This is a genomic window from Staphylococcus debuckii (assembly GCF_003718735.1).
Taxonomy (GTDB): domain Bacteria; phylum Bacillota; class Bacilli; order Staphylococcales; family Staphylococcaceae; genus Staphylococcus; species Staphylococcus debuckii.
The window spans coordinates 1,814,779-1,838,859 of record NZ_CP033460.1 but is presented as its reverse complement, the minus strand read 5'-3'; the positions used below and the strand labels follow the sequence as shown (position 1 = coordinate 1,838,859).

21 protein-coding genes are annotated in these 24,081 nt (G+C 36.0%); 17 read left to right on the top strand and 4 right to left on the bottom strand.

The window, feature by feature from the left end:
- Positions 1 to 167: 167 nt before the first annotated feature.
- A complete protein-coding gene (locus CNQ82_RS08630) occupies positions 168 to 1,124 on the top strand; it encodes an L-lactate dehydrogenase (RefSeq protein ID WP_123144952.1) in 957 nt (318 codons plus the stop codon).
- A 71-nt stretch (positions 1,125 to 1,195) separates the two neighbouring features.
- Here the strand turns inward: CNQ82_RS08630 and mnmM are convergent, their stop codons facing one another.
- Positions 1,196 to 1,753: a tRNA 5-(aminomethyl)-2-thiouridylate-methyltransferase MnmM gene (gene mnmM, locus CNQ82_RS08625; protein ID WP_123144951.1), complete on the bottom strand. Its 558-nt coding sequence runs from the start codon at positions 1,751 to 1,753 to the stop codon at positions 1,196 to 1,198.
- Between the two features lie 4 nt (positions 1,754 to 1,757).
- Positions 1,758 to 2,714 carry a tRNA modification radical SAM protein MnmL/YtqA gene (mnmL, locus tag CNQ82_RS08620; RefSeq protein ID WP_095104693.1) on the bottom strand — a complete coding sequence of 319 codons (957 nt, stop codon included), beginning with the start codon at positions 2,712 to 2,714 and terminating at the stop codon, positions 1,758 to 1,760.
- 255 nt (positions 2,715 to 2,969) lie between these two features.
- On the opposite strand from mnmL, the gene CNQ82_RS08615 reads away from it, so the two are divergent.
- The 3 genes from CNQ82_RS08615 (at position 2,970) to CNQ82_RS08605 (ending at position 7,233) form a co-directional block, all read left to right on the top strand.
- Positions 2,970 to 4,148, top strand: coding sequence for an MDR family MFS transporter (locus CNQ82_RS08615; RefSeq protein WP_123144950.1), 1,179 nt, complete (start codon positions 2,970 to 2,972; stop codon positions 4,146 to 4,148).
- A 332-nt stretch (positions 4,149 to 4,480) separates the two neighbouring features.
- Positions 4,481 to 6,895 (top strand): leucine--tRNA ligase, encoded by a 2,415-nt coding sequence (gene leuS / locus CNQ82_RS08610; RefSeq protein WP_123144949.1) that lies wholly within the window; start codon positions 4,481 to 4,483, stop codon positions 6,893 to 6,895.
- 20 nt (positions 6,896 to 6,915) lie between these two features.
- Positions 6,916 to 7,233 (top strand): rhodanese-like domain-containing protein, encoded by a 318-nt coding sequence (locus CNQ82_RS08605; protein ID WP_123144948.1) that lies wholly within the window; start codon positions 6,916 to 6,918, stop codon positions 7,231 to 7,233.
- Positions 7,234 to 7,289: 56 nt separating this feature from the next.
- Here the strand turns inward: CNQ82_RS08605 and CNQ82_RS08600 are convergent, their stop codons facing one another.
- A complete protein-coding gene (locus tag CNQ82_RS08600) occupies positions 7,290 to 8,546 on the bottom strand; it encodes a BaiN/RdsA family NAD(P)/FAD-dependent oxidoreductase (protein ID WP_123144947.1) in 1,257 nt (418 codons plus the stop codon).
- 280 nt (positions 8,547 to 8,826) lie between these two features.
- Between CNQ82_RS08600 and CNQ82_RS08595 the strand changes: the two genes are divergently transcribed.
- The 8 genes from CNQ82_RS08595 to CNQ82_RS08560 all read left to right on the top strand — a co-directional run bounded on the left by CNQ82_RS08595 (position 8,827) and on the right by CNQ82_RS08560 (position 16,896).
- The gene (locus CNQ82_RS08595) at positions 8,827 to 10,461 is read left to right on the top strand and encodes a putative polysaccharide biosynthesis protein (protein ID WP_123144946.1); all 1,635 of its coding nucleotides are present in this window, start codon (positions 8,827 to 8,829) and stop codon (positions 10,459 to 10,461) included.
- Positions 10,461 to 11,156 (top strand): pseudouridine synthase, encoded by a 696-nt coding sequence (locus CNQ82_RS08590; RefSeq protein ID WP_123144945.1) that lies wholly within the window; start codon positions 10,461 to 10,463, stop codon positions 11,154 to 11,156. The genes CNQ82_RS08595 and CNQ82_RS08590 overlap by 1 nt, the downstream gene beginning before the upstream one ends.
- Before the next feature lie 19 nt (positions 11,157 to 11,175).
- Positions 11,176 to 11,613, top strand: a complete 438-nt coding sequence (locus CNQ82_RS08585) for a YtxH domain-containing protein (RefSeq protein ID WP_123144944.1) — start codon at positions 11,176 to 11,178, stop codon at positions 11,611 to 11,613.
- 298 nt (positions 11,614 to 11,911) lie between these two features.
- Positions 11,912 to 13,321, top strand: coding sequence for a dipeptidase PepV (pepV, locus tag CNQ82_RS08580; RefSeq protein WP_123144943.1), 1,410 nt, complete (start codon positions 11,912 to 11,914; stop codon positions 13,319 to 13,321).
- Between the two features lie 2 nt (positions 13,322 to 13,323).
- Complete coding sequence (gene dat / locus CNQ82_RS08575) at positions 13,324 to 14,178, top strand: D-amino-acid transaminase (protein ID WP_123144942.1); 855 nt, start codon at positions 13,324 to 13,326, stop codon at positions 14,176 to 14,178.
- A gap of 347 nt (positions 14,179 to 14,525) precedes the next feature.
- Entirely contained in the window at positions 14,526 to 15,317 is a 792-nt protein-coding gene (locus CNQ82_RS08570) for a phosphotransferase family protein (RefSeq protein WP_095104711.1), read from the top strand.
- A 13-nt stretch (positions 15,318 to 15,330) separates the two neighbouring features.
- Positions 15,331 to 15,966, top strand: coding sequence for a tRNA (guanosine(46)-N7)-methyltransferase TrmB (trmB, locus tag CNQ82_RS08565; RefSeq protein ID WP_123144941.1), 636 nt, complete (start codon positions 15,331 to 15,333; stop codon positions 15,964 to 15,966).
- 108 nt (positions 15,967 to 16,074) lie between these two features.
- Positions 16,075 to 16,896 (top strand): YtnP family quorum-quenching lactonase, encoded by an 822-nt coding sequence (locus CNQ82_RS08560; RefSeq protein ID WP_123144940.1) that lies wholly within the window; start codon positions 16,075 to 16,077, stop codon positions 16,894 to 16,896.
- Between the two features lie 61 nt (positions 16,897 to 16,957).
- On the opposite strand, the gene CNQ82_RS08555 is transcribed toward CNQ82_RS08560, so the two are convergent.
- Entirely contained in the window at positions 16,958 to 17,269 is a 312-nt protein-coding gene (locus tag CNQ82_RS08555) for a hypothetical protein (protein ID WP_123144939.1), read from the bottom strand.
- Positions 17,270 to 17,352: 83 nt separating this feature from the next.
- Here CNQ82_RS08555 and CNQ82_RS08550 point away from each other — a divergent pair, with 83 nt between their 5' ends.
- The 5 genes from CNQ82_RS08550 to CNQ82_RS08530 all read left to right on the top strand — a co-directional run bounded on the left by CNQ82_RS08550 (position 17,353) and on the right by CNQ82_RS08530 (position 24,069).
- Positions 17,353 to 18,429 carry a M42 family metallopeptidase gene (locus CNQ82_RS08550; protein ID WP_123144938.1) on the top strand — a complete coding sequence of 359 codons (1,077 nt, stop codon included), beginning with the start codon at positions 17,353 to 17,355 and terminating at the stop codon, positions 18,427 to 18,429.
- Between the two features lie 22 nt (positions 18,430 to 18,451).
- Complete coding sequence (locus CNQ82_RS08545; protein WP_123144937.1) at positions 18,452 to 18,760, top strand: thioredoxin family protein; 309 nt, start codon at positions 18,452 to 18,454, stop codon at positions 18,758 to 18,760.
- 94 nt (positions 18,761 to 18,854) lie between these two features.
- Positions 18,855 to 19,727 carry a DUF1444 domain-containing protein gene (locus CNQ82_RS08540; RefSeq protein ID WP_123144936.1) on the top strand — a complete coding sequence of 291 codons (873 nt, stop codon included), beginning with the start codon at positions 18,855 to 18,857 and terminating at the stop codon, positions 19,725 to 19,727.
- Positions 19,728 to 19,739: 12 nt separating this feature from the next.
- Positions 19,740 to 20,339 (top strand): YtpR family tRNA-binding protein, encoded by a 600-nt coding sequence (ytpR, locus tag CNQ82_RS08535; protein WP_123144935.1) that lies wholly within the window; start codon positions 19,740 to 19,742, stop codon positions 20,337 to 20,339.
- 25 nt (positions 20,340 to 20,364) lie between these two features.
- Positions 20,365 to 24,069: a DNA translocase FtsK gene (locus CNQ82_RS08530; RefSeq protein ID WP_123144934.1), complete on the top strand. Its 3,705-nt coding sequence runs from the start codon at positions 20,365 to 20,367 to the stop codon at positions 24,067 to 24,069.
- Positions 24,070 to 24,081 lie beyond the last annotated feature (12 nt).

Genomic DNA, 24,081 nt, shown 5'->3' with positions numbered 1-24,081 from the left:
GTATGTTTTAAAGTCCTTTTTTATTTGCTTTTACAAATTTACAGCTTTTATAATTACTGTTAAATTCAGCAAAAAAGCATTGCTTTTTCAGTAATAACCTGTTATCTTGAATATGTGAAATTAATCACATAAGGAAAGTGATTTTTTTAAAAAGGAAGGGTAAGTATATGAATAATGTTAAAGCAAACAAAGTAGTATTAGTGGGCGATGGAGCTGTAGGTTCAAGCTACGCATTTGCTATGGTCGCTCAAGGGGTTGCAGATGAATTTTACATCGTAGACATAGCAGAAGAAAAAGTTAAAGGTGACGTATTAGACTTGAATCATGGAATGCCATATGGCGAATCTCCATCGATTGTTAAATCTGGGTCATACGCTGATTGTTCTAATGCAGATTTAGTAGTTATTACAGCTGGTGCTGCCCAAAAACCAGGTGAAACAAGATTAGACTTAGTAGAAAAAAATACTAAAATCTTTAAATCTATCGTAGGACAAATCATGGACAGTGGATTTGACGGTATCTTCTTAATCGCTGCCAACCCAGTAGACGTGTTAACTTACGTAACTAAAAAAGTTTCTGGATTGCCAAAAGAACGTGTTATCGGTTCAGGTACTATTTTAGATACAGCGCGTTTCAAATATGAATTAGGAGCAGAATTCGGTGTAGCGCCTGAAAGTGTGAATGCTAGCATTATTGGTGAACATGGCGACTCTGAATTAGCTGTATGGTCTCAAGCTAGTATTGCAGGTCAAAATTTATACGATATTTTAAAAGAAGATCCTGCAAGAGAAAAACGCATCGAAGAAATCTTCTTGAATACTCGTGATGCAGCTTATGATATTATTCAAGCCAAAGGTGCAACATACTATGGTATCGCTATGGGATTATTGCATATTACTAAAGCTATTTTGCGTAACCAAAATCTTGTATTGACTGTTTCAAGTTATTTAGAAGGCGAATACGGCAATAAAGATGTATATATTGGCGTTCCAACACTTGTAAACCGTGCTGGTGCTGTGAAAATTTATGAAACTCCATTAAATGAAAAAGAAACTCAAGAGTTTAATCACTCAGTTGAAGTATTAAAAGATATTACTAAAAGTGTAGATAAATTATTTCAATAATTAAATGAAGCGGAGCACGACATTAACAGGGTCCGGGACATTACAATTACAATGTCCCGGACCCTGTTTACTTATCTTTTTTCAATAGCGCAAATATATGGTGGATTGTTGCGTTGATTAATAAAGCCGTATTGTAAAATGTGTGCTTGTTGCTGATCAAAATTTTCTAGATAGTGATAAACTGTTTCGCTTTCGATTTTCCCTTCAGGATGCCCTGGATAAATTACAAGCACAATAATGCCTTCTGGTGCAAGCATTTCAAAGATATTTTCAATTGCTTGAATAGTTGTAGCAGCTTCAGTCACAATATGTTTATCACCTTTAGGTAAATAACCCAAATTAAAAATCGCTGCATCAATAGGGCAATCAGCGGCTTCGACATACTGCTTTACATTTTGATGGCCATCATGAATCAAAATGGTATTCTGACAATCTTTAACTTTCTCACGTGCAGCTTCAATTGCGTCTTCTTGAATATCAAATCCGTAAACTTTCCCATTTGGCACATGTTCGGCTAGAAACAAAGTATCATGGCCGTTACCGCATGTTGCATCGATTACTGTGCTCTTTTCATCGATATGAGAAAGTATAAGCGACTTAGCAAAAGGTAAAATACGTTCTAATTTCATTTGGTTAATTAACTTCCTGTTCTTTCTTGTAGTGTTGACCTTGTGCTGAATGACGTCTTGCTAATTCGGCATCGATCGCGTTCAATACTTCCCATTTATTAACACTCCACATAGGACCTACCATTAAATCAATAGGGCCGTCTCCAGTAATACGGTGGATAATCATCTCCGGAGGCAAGATTTCTAGTTGATCACATACTAAATTGACATATTCTTCTTGAGACATGAAATTCAGCATACCTTTTTCATATTGCTTGACCATTGGTGTACCTTTTAACAGATGCAATAAATGAATTTTCAAACCTTGCACATCCATTTGAGCTACTGTTTTCGCTGTTTCCATCATCATGTCATAATCTTCGCCAGGCAATCCGTTAATAATATGAGAACATACATTAATATTATGTTTTCTTAATTTTTCTACACCTTCATAATAAGTTTGCATATCATGAGCGCGGTTAATCAAGTCTGAAGTTTCTTGGTGAACGGTTTGCAGTCCAAGTTCCACCCATAAATATGTGCGCTGATTTAAATCTGCTAAATATTCTACTACATCATCCGGCAGACAATCCGGTCGAGTACCGATAGATAATCCGACTACTCCGGGTTCTTTAAGGACAGGTTCAAATTTTTCTTTTAATACTTCTACTGGAGCATGTGTATTTGTAAAGGCTTGGAAATAGGCGATATATTGTCCTTCGTGCCATTTTTCATGCATTTTTTCTTTGATTTCTTTAAATTGCACATCAATCGGATCGGCTCTGTTCCCAGCAAAATCACCGCTTCCTGCTGCCGAACAAAATGTACAGCCTCCGTGAGCAACTGTGCCGTCACGATTTGGACAGTCGAAACCGCCATCCAAAGCTACTTTAAAAATTTTATGACCAAATTTATTTTTTAAATGGTAATTCCATGTATGATATCGTTTATCTTCAAATGCATACGTAAAATATTGACCCATATGACATTTTCCTTTCTAAAATTAATCCATTGTAAGATTTTACCATAATTTAAACAGTTATGTTTCATAGTTTTATTTTTATGGGTTTAAATCCTAAAGTAAGTGTAGTATTATTTACTAGTTGCAAAAAATCACATCAAACTATTTTCGCTTAAAATTTTCGCTTCTCTGACTAAAAAGGTTGCGGAAATTTTATTTGGTTTGAAGAAAATAGACTTTGAAAATTAAAAATAGAGAGAAAGTGGGTGTTGCACAATGAATATGCCGAAAGAAGTCTGGTGGCTGGTCATCGGAATGGCAATTAATATTACAGGGGCAAGTTTTTTATGGCCGTTAAACACTATCTATATGAGTCATGAACTGCATAAAAGTTTAACAACTGCCGGGATTGTCTTGATGATTAATTCATTGGGAATGGTCGTCGGAAACTTATTAGGCGGAACTTTATTTGATAAATTAGGCGGATTCAGAACCATTATGTTAGGCACTATCACATGTTTATGTGCGACGACATTACTTAACTTCTTTCATGGATGGCCTTGGTATGCTGTTTGGTTAGTAATGCTCGGTTTCGGTGGCGGTATTATTATTCCGGCAATTTATGCGATGGCTGGTGTCGTTTGGCCGAATGGGGGAAGACAAACATTTAACGCGATTTATCTTGCGCAGAATATCGGAGTGGCTTTCGGCGCAGCAATGGGAGGATTTGTTGCAGAACTGAGCTTTAATTATATCTTTATTGCTAATTTATTAATGTACGTTGCCTTCTTCTTTGTTGCTGTAACTCAATTCAACATTAAATATAAAGGGAAAGTCAAAATACCAGATACCAATGAATGGGCAGCTAAGAAATACCGCAAACGTTTCATTGCATTGTTATTATTATGCGTCATGTTTGCGATTTGTTGGATTGCCTATATTCAATGGGAAAGTACGATTGCTTCCTTTACACAAGAATTAAACATTTCTATGGGACAATACAGTTTACTTTGGACAGTAAACGGCATCATGATTCTCGTAGCACAACCTTTAATTTATCCGATTATCAAACTATTGAAAGGCAACTTGAAGTTGCAGATGCTAGTAGGAATTTTAATCTTCATACTTTCTTTCTTTGTCACTAGTTTTGCCGAACAATTTTCAATATTCATGGTCGGTATGATTATCCTGACGCTAGGTGAAATGTTTGTTTGGCCTGCTGTACCGACAATTGCAAATCAACTTGCACCAGAAGGGCGTCAAGGTTCTTATCAAGGGATTGTGAATTCAGCTTCAACTGTCGGAAAAGCATTTGGACCGCTAATTGGCGGTATATTAGTTGATACCTTTAATATGCAAGTGATGTTCTTAACAATGATGGGATTGTTAGTTATCGCAATTGTCTTCTTGTTCAGCTATGATAAAAATCTTAAGAAACATGAAATGAATCATTAAAGCTTAACTTTCTTATATCATTAAGATAAGGTGAATACCATAAATTACAGCGTTTAGAACTTGCATTTAATGTAATAATAAAATATAGTAATAGATGTATATGGAGTAGTAATCTAAAGGACTCGCTAAGAGAGCTGGTGGTCGGTGCGAACCAGTTGAGTCATTTAGATGAACTTACCAGCGAATAAATTTATGAATAATACAGCTCGAGCTATTATGTATGAGGTGCGTAGAAATACGAATGAGGGTGGTACCGCGGCACAAGTCGTCCTTCATAAGACAAAATCATAATAGTTTGAGTTGTATTTTTTATTGATTAGGAGGAAAGCAAAGTGAGTTTTAATCATCAAGAAATTGAAAAGAAATGGCAAGACTATTGGGCAGAACACAAAACATTTAAAACGAACGATAATCTAGGCCAAAAGAAATTTTATGCATTAGATATGTTCCCATATCCATCAGGGGCAGGATTACACGTAGGGCATCCAGAGGGCTATACTGCGACAGATATAATTTCACGTTATAAACGTATGCAAGGTTATAATGTATTGCATCCAATGGGGTGGGATGCATTTGGTTTGCCTGCAGAACAGTATGCTTTAAATACAGGCAACAATCCACGTGAATTTACGAACCAAAATATCCAAACATTTAAACGCCAAATTCAAGAATTAGGTTTCAGTTATGACTGGGATAGAGAAGTGAATACGACTGATCCTGATTACTATAAATGGACACAATGGATCTTTATTCAACTTTATAACAAAGGATTAGCTTATGTTGATGAAGTAGCGGTAAACTGGTGCCCTGAATTAAAAGCGGTGCTTTCTAATGAAGAAGTGGTGGATGGCGTTTCAGAACGTGGAGGCTATCCGGTATATCGCAGACCGATGCGTCAATGGGTGCTTAAGATTACGGATTATGCAGATCGCTTGTTAGAAGATTTAGATGATTTAGATTGGCCTGAGTCTATCAAAGATATGCAACGTAACTGGATTGGCCGTTCTGAAGGTGCTAAAGTCACTTTCAACATCGAAAATAGCGATGAAAAAATTGAAGTATTCACAACTCGTCCTGACACAATCTATGGTGCATCATTTGCCGTGTTGAGTCCTGAACATGATTTAGTAAATGAAATTACGACTCCTGAACATCAAGAAGAAGTCCAAGCATATCAAAAAGAAGCATCAATGAAATCTGATTTGGAACGTACAGATTTAGCTAAAGATAAATCAGGTGTATTTACTGGTGCCTATGCTATCAATCCTTTATCAGGAGAGAAATTGCCAATTTGGATTGCAGATTACGTACTTTCTTCATATGGTACAGGTGCGGTTATGGCTGTTCCAGCGCATGATGAACGTGATTATGAATTTGCTCAAAAATTTGATTTGCCTATCAAAGAAGTTATTGAAGGTGGAGATGTTTCTAAAGAAGCCTACACTGGAGACGGCCCTCATGTAAACTCTGGAGATTTAGACGGTTTACACAATGACGAAGCTATTATACGCGCTATTCAATTACTTGAAGAAAAAGGGGCAGGTGAAAAGAAAGTCAATTATAAATTGCGTGACTGGTTATTCAGCCGCCAACGTTATTGGGGTGAACCAATTCCGATTATTCATTGGGAAGACGGCACAATGACTACTGTTCCAACTGACGAATTACCATTATTACTTCCTGAAACAGATTCAATTGAGCCTTCAGGAACTGGGGAATCGCCATTAGCAAACATTGATGAGTTTGTGAATGTTGTAGATCCTGAAACTGGCATGAAAGGTCGTCGCGAAACAAATACAATGCCGCAATGGGCAGGCAGCTGCTGGTATTATTTACGTTATATCGATCCGCATAATGATGAAATGCTTGCAGATCCTGAAAAATTAAAACACTGGCTGCCAGTCGATTTATATATCGGTGGTGTAGAACATGCAGTACTTCATTTATTATATGCGAGATTCTGGCATAAAGTATTGTACGATATGGGTGTCGTTCCAACGAAAGAACCATTCCAAAAACTATTCAACCAAGGTATGATTTTGGGTGAAGGTAATGAAAAAATGAGTAAATCTCGCGGTAACGTAGTAAACCCTGATGATATCGTTCATTCTCATGGCGCAGATACTTTAAGATTGTATGAAATGTTTATGGGACCATTAGATGCAGCGATTGCATGGAGTGAAAAAGGTTTAGACGGTTCAAGACGTTTCCTAGATCGTGTATGGAGATTGTTGATTAATGAAGATGGCACATTAACATCTAAAGTTGTAGAAACTGATGATAAATCATTGCAAAAAGTATATAACCAAACAGTTAAAAAAGTAACTGAAGACTTTGATACTTTGAACTTCAATACTGCAATCAGCCAATTAATGGTATTTATTAATGAAGGATATAAAGCAGAGCAACTCTATAAACCATACGTAGAAGGTTTTGTAAAAATGCTTGCACCGATTGCGCCGCACTTAGGAGAAGAACTATGGTCTAAACTCGGTCATGATGAAACAATTACGTATCAACCATGGCCAGATTATGATGAAGCTTTCCTTGTGGACGATGAAGTGGAAATCGTTATCCAAGTTAATGGTAAAGTCAGAGCAAAAGCATTTATCCCTAAAGATGCTTCAAAAGAACAAATGGAAGAGATTGCATTGACAAATGAAAATGTTAAATTAGACATTGGGGATAAAGACATCAAGAAAGTCATCGCCGTTCCTCAAAAATTAGTTAATATTGTTGCGAAATAATAAAGGAAGGTGAAATTACAATGGAATCTATTACAACGGATGAATTAAAAAAGAGAATTCTAGATCATTCTCCTGTACACATAGTTGATGTCAGAACGGATGAAGAAACTGCAACTGGTATTATTCCAGATGCCACTACAATTCCTATGGATCAAATTCCAGATAATTTAAATGAATTTAACGAAAATGATACGTATTACTTTGTGTGTGCAGCTGGTGTTCGAAGCGGCAGAGTTGTAGAATATCTTAACCAACATAAACCGGAAGTACATGCAGTGAATGTCGAAGGCGGCATGAAAGCATGGGGAGACGAAGGTTTAGAAATAGATAGTATATAATAAATATTTGAGCCGAGTCAGTTAACAGCTGACCCGGCTTATTTTTATATTGCTTTTTAATTTTCATAAATACCGGCATTCATGCCTGACACGCGTCCAGTCACTAAGGCGCTCGTAATATTATAACCGCCTGTGTAACCATGAATATCTAACACTTCTCCACAGAAAAATAATCCAGGAGTAATTTTTGACATCATAGTATGCGGCTCTATTTCTTTAATTGAGACACCACCGCCGGTTACAAATGCTTTTTCAATTGATAAAGTGCCATTAACAGTAAAGATAAAACCTTTAAATAAACGTGTGATTTCTAATATCTGTTGGTTTGAAATATGGTGTCCTGTCGTTTCTTCACTTACACCTGCTTGTTCTAGTATAAAGTTAAGGTAACGTTCTTCTATCGTACCGCGCAAACTATTCTTAACATATTTATCAGGTGCAGCATGAATTTGTTGTTTAATTCTTTGTTGCAATTCATTTTCCTTTTCGTCAGGAAAAACATCAAGTTTCATTTGAATCTCTTGTTTCTTTTGAGATTTCTGTTCTTTATAGACAAATTGGCTGCATCTTAAGGCACCTGGACCGCTGACGCCAAAGTGCGTAAATAACATATCCATACGGTGTGTGATACGCGGCTTGCCATTTTTTCTTAAAACAGATAAAGAAACATCTTTTAAGCTTAATCCTTTAAGCGTCTTACGGACAATAAACGGTTCCTTTGAAGTGATAGGCACTTCAGTCGGGAAAAGTTCAGTAATAGTATGACCTAATTTTTCAGCAAAGGGATAACCATCCCCAGTAGAACCAGTTTGTGGAACGCTCGTGCCGCCTGTCGCAATAACTATTGTTTTAGAACTATAATCATTGCCCTCAGCATCTGTAATTATGAAATGATCTGAATTTCTTTGAATGTTTTGAACAGCAGTCTCTTCTTTTACTTCAACATGATTGACTGCTAATTCTTTAATCAGCGCATCTACAACGTCTTGAGCGCGATTCGAAACAGGAAACATTCTTCCGTGGTCTTCTTCTTTTAACTTCACACCACGCGTTTCGAAAAATTCGATAATAGATTCATTATCAAAGACTGAAAAGGGGCTGTAAAGAAATTTCCCATTACCAGGAATGTGACGTATTATTTCATCATAAGGCAGTCGATTGGTTACATTACAGCGGCCACCGCCAGAAATTTTCAATTTTCTGCCCAGACCCTTTTTCTTTTCAATTAATAATACTTTATCAGAATATTGGCTGGCTGCAGCGGCAGACATTAATCCGCTAGGTCCGCCGCCGATAACTATAGTTTGGTACATGTTTAGTTAATGCACATTTTCTATAAAACGTCAAATATGTGCATATTTCCTCCTTAAAATTTGATTTTTCTTGTAAAAGTGCGTTACCGTAAATTTTCAAATGTATAATTGATTTACTTTACTGTAATATTATGGCATAGTCAAAACTGTTGTTTAAATCTTTGGAATTTCATTTCTGTTAAAGCTATTTTAGGCTATAATACTAATGAAAAAAAGTAGTTGCCAACAATTGTTGGTGGTAAAATAAAATTAAATTTTAATATCAGATAGGAAGATTGTCATGAATGAAAGTCAAGAACTTGTAAGAGGGACCTTTCTATTAACGCTAAGTATTCTGATTACTAAAATACTTGGTGTGCTCTTCATTATTCCGTTTTACGCAATAATCGGCGGAGAAGAGAATTTGGCCCCATTCAACTATGCTTATGCGCCATATAATATTGCTATCGCAGTAGCGACAGCGGGTGTTCCTTTAGCTGCATCTAAATATGTTGCTAAATATAATGCCATAGGTGCATATCACGTCAGTCAGAAGTTGTATCGCTCTAGTTTTATCGTAATGAGTATTACAGGTGTTTTAGGATTTATTATCTTGTATGCTCTATCACCAATGATTGCCACAGTAACGTTAGCCCATGAATCTAATGTTAAAGGCGGCTGGACCATTGATGACATTACTTGGATCATCAGAATTATCAGTATGGTAGTTATTTTTATCCCATTACTTGCTACATGGCGTGGCGTGTTCCAAGGGTATAAATCGATGGGACCTACTGCAGTTTCAGAAGTAACAGAGCAAATAGCCCGTATTATATTTATTTTAGCCGGCAGTTATCTTGTTTTGAATGTATTCCACGGCTCTGTATTGTTAGCAAACGGTGTGGCAACATTTGCTGCAGCGGTGGGCGCAATCGCAGGTATTTTAACCCTTTGGTACTATTGGAGAAAAAGAAAGCCCTTTATGGATGAAATGACTGCGTCAGACCATACAGGCATCGATGTTCCTTACACTAAAATGTACAAAGAAATTATTTCTTATAGTATTCCTTTCGTAATTGTAAGTTTGAATTTCCCGTTATTTAATATTGTTGACCAACTTACACATAACAATGCTTTAGATATAGCGGGTGTACCACAACAATTACACGATTATTTCTTTACTATACTTAATATGACAACAAATAAAATTGTAATGATTCCGACTTCATTAGCAGCAGGGTTTGCAGTCAGTTTGATTCCTTATATTACTAAAACATACGAGTCTGGCCAATTACATGAAATGCACAGACAAATCCAAACCTCTTTAGGTGTATTGATGTTTATTACTGTACCTGCAAGTTTAGGAATTATGGCCTTATCATCACCACTGTATACGGTATTCTACAGCTATAACGGCGATGGCAGTATGCTATTGTTCTATTATGCGCCAGTAGCTATTTTAATATCGTTATTAAGTATTACTGCATCAATGCTGCAAGGTATTGATAAGCAGAAATTAACAGTCTTTGTAATTGTTGCTGCGGTAGTCTTGAAAGCAGTATTAAATATTCCATTGATCGTCGCATTCCATACAGCAGGAGCAATTTTAAGTACGGCAATTGCCTTGTTGGTTGCAAACATTTGTAACTTCTTCATTTTGAAAAAATATGCGAAATTTACATTTACCGAAACATTTATTCAATTTGCCAAAATATTCATCTATGGATTCATCATGATGGCTGGTGTTGAATTATCATTCTGGTTAATGCAAATGTTTATTTCTCCAGCTTCTAAAGTCGGCAGCTTAATTATCGTTGTAGTAGGAGTACTTGTCGGTGTAGTAATTTATGGAGGCATTACTTTGAAAACAAGATTAGCTGATCAATTTTTAGGAGACTTACCTAGTAAAATCCGTAGAAAGTTGAGAATCTCATAATGAGACTGGATAAGTTTTTAGCTAATATGGGCGTCGGTACTAGAAGCGAAGTCAAACAGCTATTAAAGAAAAATCAAGTGCAGGTTAATGGTAAAAATGAAAAACAAAGTAAAGCTCATATTAATCCGGAAGAAGATTCGGTTACTGTTAATGGCAACCTTATAACATATGTCGATAAAGTCTATATTATGCTAAATAAACCAGCTGGATATATTTCGGCAACTGAAGATAATGAACATTCGACAGTTCTTGATTTGATTGATGACTTTCAAAATTTAAATATTTTTCCAGTCGGGAGATTAGACAAAGATACTACAGGGCTGATACTGTTAACTAATGATGGCCAGTTTAACCATGACATCATGAGTCCAAATAAGCACGTTTCTAAAGTATATCGTGTCGAAGCGGAGAAAGCAGTAAGCCAACAGGATATTGAAATATTTGCTGACGGCGTTGAGTTATCTGATGGTAAAGCGCAACCAGCAGAATTAAAATGCACAGAAGAGAGCAAGATAGTATACGTTACTATTCAAGAAGGACGATTCCATCAGGTAAAAAGAATGTTTCATGCCATTGATAATGAGGTACTGCAATTAAAGCGGGTTCAAATTGGACAACTCCAGCTAGATTCTACTCTTTCGGAAGGCGAATATCGAGAATTGACGAAAGAAGAAATAGAATTAGTTCAACAATAAAAAAGTGAAGGTGATAATTATGGCAAAGTCAGGTAATTTTTTAAGAGCGGTTGTAGGCATCGGTGCAGCAGCTGCAGCAGTTTTATTAACTAGAAAAGATAGCAGAGATAAATTGAAAAATGAATATGATAAATACAAAGAGAATCCAGAATCTTATAAGCAAAATGCTAAAGATTTAGCTTCTCAAATTGCTTCAAATGCTTCTCAAACTTTTAACGAAGTGAAGCAAGATCCTAAAGGTTATGCGGATAAAGTAAAACAAGATCCGAAAGCTTTTGTTCAAGAACAAAAAGAGCGTTTCAGCAACAATAATCCAGATGCTGCAGCTCCAACTTTGGATGATGCAAAACAATCTGACGAACCTCAACATAATATCAGAATTGTAACTGATGAAGATTTGAAACAAAATGGAAATGAATCTTCTAATCAAAATCAATCTCATAACGATAATAAATAATGATTATGATACAGGAGCTGAGACATTAGTGTGTTTCAGCTCCTGTTTCCTAAACTAACATTCTATTTTGATTTTAAACAGTTAAGACGGGTAGGCAGGACGAAATGATTTTTCATCGATGTCATTTCTTTCCCGCCTCTTTTTTTACAAAGAGAAAATAAAATTTAAATATGTCTGCCCTGTCATATCAGTAATGAACAAAATTGACAGAAAATTTGTAGGGTTACCACTGTTGTTTCATAAATAGTTAGGGTAAAATAGAACATGAACTAAAAATTGAGAAGGAAGTTGATCACGAATGTGGAAAGAAAAAGTGCAAGAATATGAAGATCAAATTATAGCTGATTTAAGCGGATTACTATCAATTGAAAGTGTCAGAGACGATAGTAAAGCTACATCGGATGCACCGCTCGGACCAGGACCCAAAGCTGCGCTTGATTATATGTATCAACTCGCAGAACGTGATGGATTTGCCACACATGATGTAGATCATGTTGCTGGAAGAATCGAAGTAGGCGAAGGTGAAGACTTATTCGGCATTCTTTGTCATGTTGACGTAGTACCTGCTGGAGAAGGCTGGGATACACCGCCATTCGAACCAACTGTAACTGATGATGCAATCATTGCAAGAGGAACTTTAGATGATAAAGGGCCGACTATTGCAGCTTATTATGCAGTGAAAATTTTAAATGATATGAACGTAGACTGGAAGAAACGTGTGCATATCATTGTAGGTACTGATGAAGAATCAGATTGGATCGGAGTAAATCGATACTTTGAATCTGAAGAAATGCCAGCATTAGGGTTTGCCCCAGATGCTGAATTCCCTGCAATTCATGGTGAAAAAGGTATTACTACATTCGATATCAAACAAGAAAATAAATCTGCGGATGAAAAAGAAGCAGCAGTAGTATTGGAATCACTTGAATCAGGTCAACGTTATAATATGGTACCGGATGAAGCTGTAGCACATCTGACTGTAAAAGATGAAAATCTAGATGTGACAGAGTTTTACCAAAATTACTTAGAAGCACATGATTTAAATGGTACAAGCGAATTGGACGGAGATACTTTAGTATTGCGCATGAAAGGTAAAGCGGTACACGGTATGGATCCATCTATCGGTTTAAATGCCGGACTATTCCTTATTCATTTCTTAAGCGAATTAAATTTAGATGAACAAGCAGCTAAATTTACGGACTTAAGCGAAAGATATTTATTTGAATCACACTTTGGTGAAAAAATGGGAATGAAGTTCCATACTGATAAAATGGGAGATTTAACTACTAATATCGGTATTATTTCTTATTCAAAAGCAGACGGGGGAGAATATGGTATTAACTTACGATATCCGGAAGGCTTTGAATTTGACGAGGCAATTAAACGTTTTACAAATGAAGTTCAAGAATTGGGATTTGAATTAGATTTAGGTAAAGTGCAACGTCCGCATTATGTTGATAAAAATGATCCGTTTGTACAAACACTCGTACAAGCTTATCGTAACCAAACAGGTGACATGACAGAACCTTATACTATCGGCGGCGGCACATATGCACGTAATCTAGACAAAGGAGTAGCATTCGGAGCGATGTTCAGCGACTCAGAGGACTTGATGCATCAAAGAAACGAATACATCACTAAAAAACAATTATTTAATGCAACTAGCATCTATTTAGAAGCGCTATATGCATTATGTGTGGAGGAATGACTATGACTAATAAAGTGTTATTGAATGGCCAATTTGTAGACGGAAAAGATGCAAAGATTCCTTATAACGACAGAGGCTATAACTTTGGGGACGGCGTATATGAATATATTCGTGTATATGACGGAACTTTGTTTACTGTTAAAGAGCATTTCGAAAGATTTTTGCGCAGTGCTGCAGAAATCGATATCGATTTAGAAGAAACAGTTGAATCTTTAACGCAGACAGTTCAATCCTTAATTGATGAGAACGATGTTCAAAATGGCGGTATTTATATTCAAGCAACTAGAGGTGCTTCACCAAGAGACCATGCGTTTCCAGGTCCAGAGGTTAAACCACAGATTATGGCATTCACGAAAAGCTATGGCAGACCGTTTGAAGAGTTAGAAAACGGTATTTATGCCATTACTGTTGAAGATATTCGCTGGTTACGCTGTGATATTAAAAGCTTGAATTTACTAGGAAACGTATTAGCGAAAGAATATGCTGTGAAATATAATGCTGCTGAAGCGATTCAACACCGTGGTGAAACAGTCACAGAAGGAGCATCAAGCAACGTATATGCAATTAAAGATGGCGTAATCTATACACATCCAATTAATAACTATATTCTTAACGGTATTACACGTCAGGTTATTAAAAATGTAGCAGAAAAAGCGGAAATTCCATTTAAAGAAGAGACATTTACTGTAGACTTCTTAAAGAATGCAGATGAAATTATCGTTTCAAGTACATCTGTGGAAGTAATGCCTGTTATTAAATTAGATGGTGAAGCGGTAGGAGACGGTAAAGTCGGCCCAATAACACGTAAGTTACAAGATGAGTTTAGTCAGAAAATTGAAGAAAGTCACAATAAATAAATTTTTAACAAACGTACAAAATATCCAACTTTAACACCTAAACTGTGTTATAATTTTTAATTGTCGCTGCACAATAAATAATGATTATTTATGAGTGCGTATCGAAATTAAAACAGTTTCAAAATGCTGCTTAAATTCAAAATTTTTCTTCGAAAGGATAACTTTTCAGAAGGTAAAATGTGCCTTTTAGTTTCTCATTTTTGGTTGAAATAAGCCTTTAAAAACTATAAAATTAACAATGAGTGCTAAAGACGTGAAGCGTTTAAAAAGTAATTAACAAAATGTAAAATATGGCTCTTGAAACACTATTCTTGAGCCATTTTCTAATTGAAAGCGAGGTGAACGTGTTGGAGCAGTTTTATCAGTTAGGGTGGACATTGGATTCTGCTGGCGGTGCATCGGGCGAAGCTTATATGGCTGAGCAAGATGGTCAAAAATTATTTCTAAAAAGAAACTCAAATCCTTTTATTGCAGCATTATCTGCAGAGGGTATTGTCCCTAAATTAGTGTGGACAAAGCGTATTGAAACCGGAGAGGTTGTAACCGCGCAACATTGGAAAAATGGCAGAGAACTTACTTTTGAAGAGATGAATCAAACAAGAGTAGCCAAATTACTCAAAAAAATTCATAGCTCTAAAACGCTTTTGACGATGTTGAAGCGCATGGAAATGGAACCCATTACTCCGGACATCTTATATCAAAAGATCAATACATCGCTTTCAAGACAAGTGCTGACTCATCATGTGGTGCGTAAGGCATTGACTTATCTTGAAGAACATAAACCTGAATTGGATCCTCGCTTTTATACTGTAGTTCATGGTGATGTAAATCATAATAATTGGTTACTATCCGATCATGATGAGTTATATCTCGTTGATTGGGAAGGTGCGATGTTAGCAGATCCAGCAATTGATATCGGAATGCTGCTTTACAATTACGTTCCTCAAAACGAATGGTCTGAATGGCTTGAAAAGTACGGCGCGAAAGAATCTTTAGATTTGAGCAAGCGTATGAAATGGTATACAGTCATTCAAGCAATCGGATTAGTAGAATGGAATGAAGAACAAAAACGCTATAAAGATATGAATATTTGGCTGAAATTCTTAAATGAAGTTATGAACAGCAACGTATTTATTTGAGGAGAAATATCGAATGAGATTAAGAAATAAACCTTGGGCAGAGGATTATTTACGAAAACATGATACAGTTGTCGACATTGATGGCACTCATGCTAAAAAGTTGTCTGAGTGGTTTGATAAAACTCAGCCTATTTATATTGAAGTCGGTTCTGGTATGGGACAGTTTATTACAGAGCTTGCAAGCCAACATCCAGAAGTTAATTTTGTTGCTTTAGAAAGAGACAAAAATGTTATGATTCGCGTGTTAGACAAAGTATTGGAAAAACAATTGCAGAATATCAAGTTAATTTGTAACGATGCGATGGAATTAACCGATTACTTTGAAGATGGTGAAGTAGATCGTGTTTATTTAAATTTCTCAGATCCTTGGCCAAAGAAAAGACATGCGAAACGTCGCTTAACTTATCATTCTTTTTTAGCTTTGTATAAAGCTATTTTAAAAGAAGAAGGAGAAATACATTTTAAAACAGATAATCGCGGTCTCTTTGCGTATAGTTTAGAAAGCATGTCGCAATTTGGAATGTATTTTACAAAAATTAATTTAAACCTTCATGATGAAGATGATGAAGATAACATTGAAACTGAATACGAACGGAAATTTGCTGATAAAGGTTCGCGCATTTATCGTATGGAAGCAAAGTTCCATTAAGTGATGAAACTGCATTCATAGGAATGCGGTTTTTTTAATAGAGGTTGATTTGATATTCATTCTGACAAGACCTATACTAATTATTAAGCACTGAAATGGAGGGGTAGAATGAATTTAGGGGATTTAAAAATTTATTATCTTGATGGTGGAATGACAAATATGGATGGCGGCACAATGTTTGGCCCAGTGCCTAAAGCCTTATGGTCACGTAAACTGAAACCGAATGATAAGAATCAAGTGAGAATGTCAACACATCCTATCCTGATTATGGCAAAGGATAAAAATATTTTAATTGACTCAGGATTAGGGATGGGTAAATTGACTGATAAACAAAAACAACATTCGGGAGTCGAGAACGAAAGTTATGTAAAAGACAATCTAGCTGCTTATAATCTTACACCTGAAGATGTTGATATCGTACTGATGACGCATATGCATTTTGATCATGCTGCAGGTTTAGCAGACAATGATGGGCATGCGCAATTTCCTAACGCAATCCATTATATTCAACAAGATGAATGGCAGGAATTTTTAGCACCTAACATTCGTAGCAAAGCAACCTATTGGCCTCAAAATCAAGGTGATTATCAAGAACATATGATTTTGTTTGATGATAAAATTGAACCTTATCCTGGTATCAAAATGCAACATACTGGGGGGCACAGTTACGGCCACAGTATCATTACGATTGAAAGCAATGGGGAACGTGCAGTGCATATGGCTGATATTTTCCCATCACATGCACACTTCAATCCTTTATGGGTCACAGCTTATGATGATTATCCGATGCAAAGTATCCGTGAAAAAGAAAGACTGATACCTTATTTCATTTATAATGATTTTTGGTTCTTGTTTTATCATGATGCAGATTACTTTGCGATTAAATATAATTCACAGCAAAAAACAATTCAGTCAGCTATAAAAAGATAATAAAAAACGATACTTCCGATGTAGGAAGTATCGCAAATTATTTTGAAATTAAGCATTAATATTAAACTTCTTTAATATTAATAATTTTACCATTCGTTGCATCAGCCACAAATTCGTAGTTGCTGACTTTACCATGGTTTTCAGTTGTCACCCCGCCACGATATACTTCATACGCGATACCATCTTGTTCAAAAGGCTGAGGCTCTGAGACGATGTATGACCCAGTTACATTCATAAAGTAACTTTTCACCTCTTCAATGAGTTTGAATGGGTCGTACTTTTTAGTGCTGAGAATTGTGAGGTAAACTAATACACCGCTCACCAAAAGTGTGATTGGTAAAACTATCAATAACCAAATTTTTTTTCGAGACATCTCAATTAATACCTCCACTTAAGTTATATTAATATTCTATCATAAGTGAAGGGCATTAATGAATAATTAAGGAGGAACCGTATATGGACTTGACTAAAAAAGAAACTTTAAAACATATGAAAGCATTAACTGAATTTCATAGTGCTCCTGGATTTGAAAGTGATTTAAAGGCATACATAAAAAATGAAATGGAACCTTATGCTGACGATTTTATTTATAATCGAATGGGCGGTTTTTACGCAGTGAAGCATTCAAAGAACCCTAACGCGAAGAAAGTAATGGTTGCAGCACATATGGATGAAGTTGGATTTATGATCACACATATTGCTGATAATGGTATGATTCAATTTACTAATTTAGGCGGAGTGGCGGCAGATATTTGGCAAGGTCAGAGATTGAAAGTTAAAAATCGTAATAATGAAATCATCACTGGCGTGGTTGCAAGTATACCGAAACATTTCAGAACTGGTAATGAAGGTTTACCAGAAATTAAAGACTTAATGTTGGATATTGGCAGTGCATCTGCTGCAGAAGTACGTGCCCGTGGTATTGAAATAGGCGACTCAATTGTTCCTGACACTGAATTCATCCAACTTTCTGAACAACGGTTTGCTGGGAAAGCTTGGGATAATCGTTACGGTTGTTTATTAGCTATAGAAATCTTAAAATTATTTAAAGATAAGCAATTAGATGTCGAGCTTTATGTCGGCGCAAATGTGCAAGAAGAAGTTGGTTTACGTGGTGCGAGAGCAGCAGCTGAGCAAATTGATCCTGATGTCGCTTTTGTCGTTGATTGTTCACCAGCCAACGATATGAAAGGTGCTCAACAACTCTTAGGACAACTGGGCGAAGGAACTTTAATACGTATTAAAGACGGTACAATGTTGTTAAAACCTGCTTTCAGAGATTATCTTTTAGAGCTGTGTAATCAACATGATATCAAACATCAGTACTATATTTCTCCCGGAGGCACTGATGGCGGAGAAATTCACAAAGCCAACAGTGGCATACCTACAGCGGTTATCGGCGTTTGTGCACGCTATATTCACAGTTCAGATTCTGTATTTGATATTCGTGATTACTATGCTGCGCGTCAATTGTTGTTCGAGTCGATTCAAGCACTTGATGATAAACAAATAGAGCATTTACAATACTCTTAATATCTAGAAAGAAGTGAAAGTAATGAGAGAATTAAAATCTGTAGAAGAATTTAACGAATTAAAACAAGGTCATACTATTTTTATGTTTACTGCTGATTGGTGTGTAGATTGTCGTTTTATTAAACCGAGATTGCCTGAATTAGAAGAAAAACATAAAGAATATACCTTCATCTCAGTGGATAGAGATAAATTTATTGATTTATGTGTGGAACTCGGCATAATGGGAATCCCAAGTTTTCTAGTTTATAAAAATGGAGAACAAGTAGGCAGTTATATCAGTAAAGATCGCAAAACGATAGAACAAATAGATGAATTTATCAATAATATTTAAATCAAAATACCCTTAGGAAATTACGCATTTTTTCTGTTCCTAAGGGTATTTTTACGGTAAACTATATAAAGGTATGTAATTAGGAGTGTTAAATATGAATGTCTTTCAAATGAGAGATAAATTAAAAGAACGTTTAAATCATTTAAATGTGAATTTTTCATTTAATCGTGATGAAGATACGTTGCGCATTGCTAGAAAAGATAATGGTAAAGGCGTAACAATCAGATTAACACCGATTGTAGCTAAATATAATGACAAAAAAGAAACGATTGTTGATGAAATCGTATATTATGTCAACGAAACGATTGCACAAATGAGCGACCAAGCACAAGAGGATATTCAAAATTTAAAAATTATGCCTGTCATGCGTGCAGCAAGTTTCGAAAAAGAAACCAAAGAAGGGCATAAATTTGTGATAGATCAACATACTGCAGAAACTAATATTTATTATGCATTAGACTTAGGTAAATCTTATCGGCTGATAGATGAATCCATGTTGAAACAAATGAATGCTACAGCACAACAAGTTAAAGAAATGGCGTTATTTAACGTTCGCAAGCTAGATACAACATATAAAACTGATGAAGTAAAAGGGAATATCTTTTATTTCATTAACACTAATGATGGTTACGATGCCAGCAGAATATTAAATACACCGCTTCTCAACCAATTTGAAGAACAGTGTGAAGGTGAAATGTTAGTAGCCATTCCGCATCAAGATGTGTTGATTATTGCAGATATCCGTAACAAAACAGGATATGATGTGATGGCACATCTTACAATGGAATTCTTCACAAATGGTCTTGTTCCGATTACATCTTTATCATTCGCTTATGATAAAGGGCACTTTGAACCTATTTTCATCTTGGCCAAAAATAATAAAGCTAAGCAAGAAAATAGTCCAAACGTAGTGCAAGAACTAAGTGCAGTGAAAAAGAATAAAAACAACAAAAACGACAAAAAGTAAGGAGAAATAAAAATGAATTTATTTTATAATAAAAATGGTGTCGGAGATGTCGCATTTTTACAATTAGATCCTGCAGAAGGTGAATTTGACTATCATCAATTCGGCGACGTCGTAAGAATCACTCAAGATAATAAAGTTACAGGCTATAATATTTTCAACGCATCACAAAATTTATCTTTAGAAGGCAACGGTCATATCAAATTAACACCTGAATTAGTAGAGCAACTACAACAAACTATCAATGATGCGGGTATTGACGATAAATTAGATTCTGATTTATCACCTAAGTTTGTAGTAGGCTATGTTGAATCGAAAGAAAAACACCAGAATGCTGACAAACTAAGTGTGCTGAAAGTTGACGTTGGAAATGAGACTTTACAAATTGTTTGCGGCGCACCTAATGTGGAAGCAGGACAAAAAGTAGTAGTTGCTAAAGTAGGTGCCGTAATGCCGAGTGGTATGGTGATTAAAGATGCTGAATTAAGAGGCGTACCTTCTAGCGGTATGGTCTGCTCAATGAAAGAATTGAATTTACCAAACGCACCAAAAGAAAAAGGGATTTTAGTTTTATCTGATGAATATCAAGTTGGACAACCATTTTTTGAAGAATAATTAAATTTGGGAAGGAAGTGAATTTATGAGCTGGTTCGATAAACTATTTAGCGATGGAGATGACGAAGAGGTATATCAGCGGAAATATAGTCAACGTCGACAAAAATTAGAAGAAAAAGAACGTCATCGTCAATCATTACTTCCTGAAAATAATGATATATATAATCGTCCGAAAGGTAATTTTCGCTTTCCGATGCATGTGAATAATACTGAGAATACTGAAGGTGATTTTGATTCAGCTGATTCTGACTCACAAATTTCACATGCAGAAGAAAATGCATATGCTGCGAATCAACAACAAGATAATAGACGCCATAGAAGACGTCGCAACTTTGATACAAGCGGCAATCAAGATGAAAATACTTTTCGCTCATCTCGCAGCACACGAACACAAAATAATCATCAGCATCATCATTCACCTAAGGAAACATCTTATACATCGTCAAAGCGTCGTGTTCAAAATTATACTTCTTCATATGATACCAAAGAAATCTATTATAGAAGCGGTGAATTCAAAGCAGAGGAAGTGCCTTCTGCAATTTTTGGTACTAAGAAACGTCATCCACTAGAGAATGGCGTGATTAAAAGCGACGGTACTATTAAAAATGAGGAAGCGGATGAAAGACAAGAACGTATTCCGACTGATCCGTTAAATGGAGCACGAAGACAAGATAAATTAAATACAACATCACAACCATCATCTTCTCAAAATGAAGGTACTGAAACTTCTCATTTTGAAAAGCCTGATGAAATACAACATACGATGAAAGAAACACCTAATTATTCATCTACGGATAACACTATAAATATCAATAATATTTATGCCTCACAAATTGTTGAAGAAATTCGCAGAGAACGTGAACGCAAGTTCTTGAAGCGCAAGAAATTCAAAGAAGCATTGCAACAAAAACGTGAGCAAGAAGACACTGGATCCATTCAGCAGGCAATCGATGATATGTATGCTAAACAAGCTAAGCAATATGTAGAAGAACCTGTCTTCAATGAAGAGCGTCCAGTTGAAGTGAATGAAGATAAAGATGAACATATTGATTCGGATAAGGTACAAGATGCTACTGAAGCAGCAGCTAGTAAAAATGATCATGAAGCTGAACCTGATTTAAATCCAGATTTTGATTATGAAGAAATCAATTTAGATGACGTTCAGCAAGTTCAATCAGTGGATGACAAAGACGTTGAAATCGTAAATGATTATGCAGCTCCACAAGAAGACGAAACTGCTTCAGGCATAGAAAATATAAAGAATCGAACTGAACCAATCGAACATACTAGTGAACCATTGAAACATGCTGAACCGGAAATAAGCGAAGCGCAATATACCGAAGTTCAAACAGAAGGTCCAGAAAAAGAAGAGAACAACGAAACGTCGGATTATAATGAGGATGAAGCAGCAGCGGAACCTGCCAATGTAAATGATTCAACTGATAAAAATCCGGAAACAAGTCAAAAGCAGAATGCAGTAGAGGAACCTCAACTAAAACCAGAGACAGAATCTGAAGACTTTGCAGATGATAAAGCTGCACCAGAAACAGAGTCAATCAGCAACGCAACCAAAAATAATTCTGAATCATTAGAACCGAAGTTAGAACCTACTCAAGAGAAAACTTTTAATGTGAATGAAAAACCAGATTCAACAACATCATCTGAAAAGCAAGATGCAAATGAGCAGTCGTTAGAGCCGAAACTATCACCTGAAAATGAACCAGCATCATCGCCAGCTAAGAAACAAGAAGATACTGCAGCGCCAAATGAATTATCTGACCAACCATCATCTGAAACTGAACCTGCTGAGTTACAAGATAACAAAGAAAATAAAGAAGCAAGTCCAGTTAAAGTGGAAGCAGTACCTGAGAAGAAACGTCCTATCCGTAAAGGTGCTAAGCCCGTTAACGTAATGATGACGCCTTCTGATAAGAGAAGAATGCAAAAAGCACAAAAAAATAAAGCAATCTCTGCAACTAAATCTGATACAGAAAAAGTAAACCATCCAGTACAAAATGAGCCGGATAAAAATAATAAATCAACTCAGGAATACACAAGCAGTGAAGTAGATAATACACAAGCACATGCACAAAGTGTCAGCTCAGAAAGTCACGCTAATCCTGAAAATAATGAAGGTCCTTCAATAAATGAACAAGAAACTCAAAATGAAGCGGGCCATATAACACAAAATGTAAATCAATTGCATGTGAGCGAGAATAAAGCGAATGAAACTGTGTCAGAAACGCAAAGATTCCACCAACCGCAAGTTTCAGATTCTAAAAAAGTCAGCAATGCTGAAAACATTACAAATTCACAGCAAGAGGGCATTAGAAAAGGCCCTAACTTGAAATTGCCAAGTATTGATTTATTAGATACTCCAGAAATTCATGAAATAGATGAAGAATGGATTGAAGAGAAAAAACAAGAATTAAACGATGCATTCTATTATTTCAATGTACCCGCAGAAGTTAAAAATGTGACAGAAGGACCAAGTGTCACACGCTTTGAATTATCTGTAGAAAAAGGTGTCAAGGTTTCTCGAATCACTGCGTTGCAAGATGACTTGAAAATGGCATTAGCTGCAAAAGATATCAGAATCGAAGCGCCTATACCTGGAACAAGTTTAGTCGGGATTGAAGTGCCTAATGTGTCGCCTACTAAAGTCAACTTGCGATCCATTATTGAAAGTTCTAAATTCAAAAATGCAGAATCCAAGTTGACTGTTGCGATGGGTAACAGAATTAATAACGAGCCATTATTGATGGATATAGCTAAAACACCGCATGCCTTAATTGCCGGAGCGACTGGCTCAGGTAAATCCGTGGCTATCAACAGCATGTTGCTTTCATTATTGTATAAAAATCATCCTGAAGAGTTGAAATTGCTGTTGATTGATCCGAAGATGGTAGAATTAGCACCTTATAATGGATTACCGCATCTCGTATCACCTGTGATTACAGATGTTAAAGCTGCTACTCAAAGTTTAAAATGGGCAGTAGATGAAATGGAAAAACGTTATAAATTGTTTGCACAATATCATGTGCGTAATATTACAGCTTTTAATAAAAAAGCACCTTATGATCAACGCTTGTCTAAAATAGTAATTGTAATCGATGAGTTAGCCGATTTAATGATGATGGCGCCTCAAGAAGTAGAACAATCTATTGCACGTATTGCTCAAAAAGCACGTGCTTGTGGTATTCACATGCTTGTTGCTACTCAAAGACCATCTGTCAATGTAATTACAGGATTAATTAAAGCAAATATTCCTACGCGTATTGCATTTATGGTATCATCGAGTGTGGATTCGAGAACAATTCTCGACAGCGGCGGTGCAGAGCGCTTATTAGGTTACGGGGATATGCTGTACCTAGGTAATGGTATGAATAAACCAATTCGCGTTCAAGGCAGCTTTGTATCGGATGATGAAATCGATGCAGTAGTAGACTATATTAAAGCACAGCGTCAGCCAGAATATTTGTTTGAAGAAAAAGAGTTATTGAAACAAACAAAAGCTCAATCGAAAGATGATTTATTTGATGAAGTATGCAGATTTATGGTGTCAGAAGGAAATATTTCAACATCATTAATTCAACGTCATTTCCAAATTGGGTATAACAGAGCAGCAAGAATTGTTGACCAATTAGAAGAATTGGGATATATTTCAGGCTCTAATGGTTCTAAACCAAGAGAGGTTTATTTAACCTCAGCTGAATTAAATGAGGAATAAGAAAGAAGGAAT

Bases quoted from the DNA above. Each gene is read 5' to 3' on its own strand.
- CNQ82_RS08630 (WP_123144952.1), top strand. From the start codon at position 168: ATGAATAATGTTAAAGCAAACAAAGTAGTATTAGTGGGCGATGGAGCT.
- mnmM (WP_123144951.1), bottom strand. From the start codon at position 1,753: ATGAAATTAGAACGTATTTTACCTTTTGCTAAGTCGCTTATACTTTCT.
- mnmL (WP_095104693.1), bottom strand. From the start codon at position 2,714: ATGGGTCAATATTTTACGTATGCATTTGAAGATAAACGATATCATACA.
- CNQ82_RS08615 (WP_123144950.1), top strand. From the start codon at position 2,970: ATGAATATGCCGAAAGAAGTCTGGTGGCTGGTCATCGGAATGGCAATT.
- CNQ82_RS08605 (WP_123144948.1), top strand. From the start codon at position 6,916: ATGGAATCTATTACAACGGATGAATTAAAAAAGAGAATTCTAGATCAT.
- CNQ82_RS08600 (WP_123144947.1), bottom strand. From the start codon at position 8,546: ATGTACCAAACTATAGTTATCGGCGGCGGACCTAGCGGATTAATGTCT.
- CNQ82_RS08595 (WP_123144946.1), top strand. From the start codon at position 8,827: ATGAATGAAAGTCAAGAACTTGTAAGAGGGACCTTTCTATTAACGCTA.
- CNQ82_RS08590 (WP_123144945.1), top strand. From the start codon at position 10,461: ATGAGACTGGATAAGTTTTTAGCTAATATGGGCGTCGGTACTAGAAGC.
- CNQ82_RS08585 (WP_123144944.1), top strand. From the start codon at position 11,176: ATGGCAAAGTCAGGTAATTTTTTAAGAGCGGTTGTAGGCATCGGTGCA.
- pepV (WP_123144943.1), top strand. From the start codon at position 11,912: ATGTGGAAAGAAAAAGTGCAAGAATATGAAGATCAAATTATAGCTGAT.
- dat (WP_123144942.1), top strand. From the start codon at position 13,324: ATGACTAATAAAGTGTTATTGAATGGCCAATTTGTAGACGGAAAAGAT.
- trmB (WP_123144941.1), top strand. From the start codon at position 15,331: ATGAGATTAAGAAATAAACCTTGGGCAGAGGATTATTTACGAAAACAT.
- CNQ82_RS08560 (WP_123144940.1), top strand. From the start codon at position 16,075: ATGAATTTAGGGGATTTAAAAATTTATTATCTTGATGGTGGAATGACA.
- CNQ82_RS08555 (WP_123144939.1), bottom strand. From the start codon at position 17,269: ATGTCTCGAAAAAAAATTTGGTTATTGATAGTTTTACCAATCACACTT.
- CNQ82_RS08550 (WP_123144938.1), top strand. From the start codon at position 17,353: ATGGACTTGACTAAAAAAGAAACTTTAAAACATATGAAAGCATTAACT.
- CNQ82_RS08545 (WP_123144937.1), top strand. From the start codon at position 18,452: ATGAGAGAATTAAAATCTGTAGAAGAATTTAACGAATTAAAACAAGGT.
- CNQ82_RS08540 (WP_123144936.1), top strand. From the start codon at position 18,855: ATGAATGTCTTTCAAATGAGAGATAAATTAAAAGAACGTTTAAATCAT.
- ytpR (WP_123144935.1), top strand. From the start codon at position 19,740: ATGAATTTATTTTATAATAAAAATGGTGTCGGAGATGTCGCATTTTTA.
- CNQ82_RS08530 (WP_123144934.1), top strand. From the start codon at position 20,365: ATGAGCTGGTTCGATAAACTATTTAGCGATGGAGATGACGAAGAGGTA.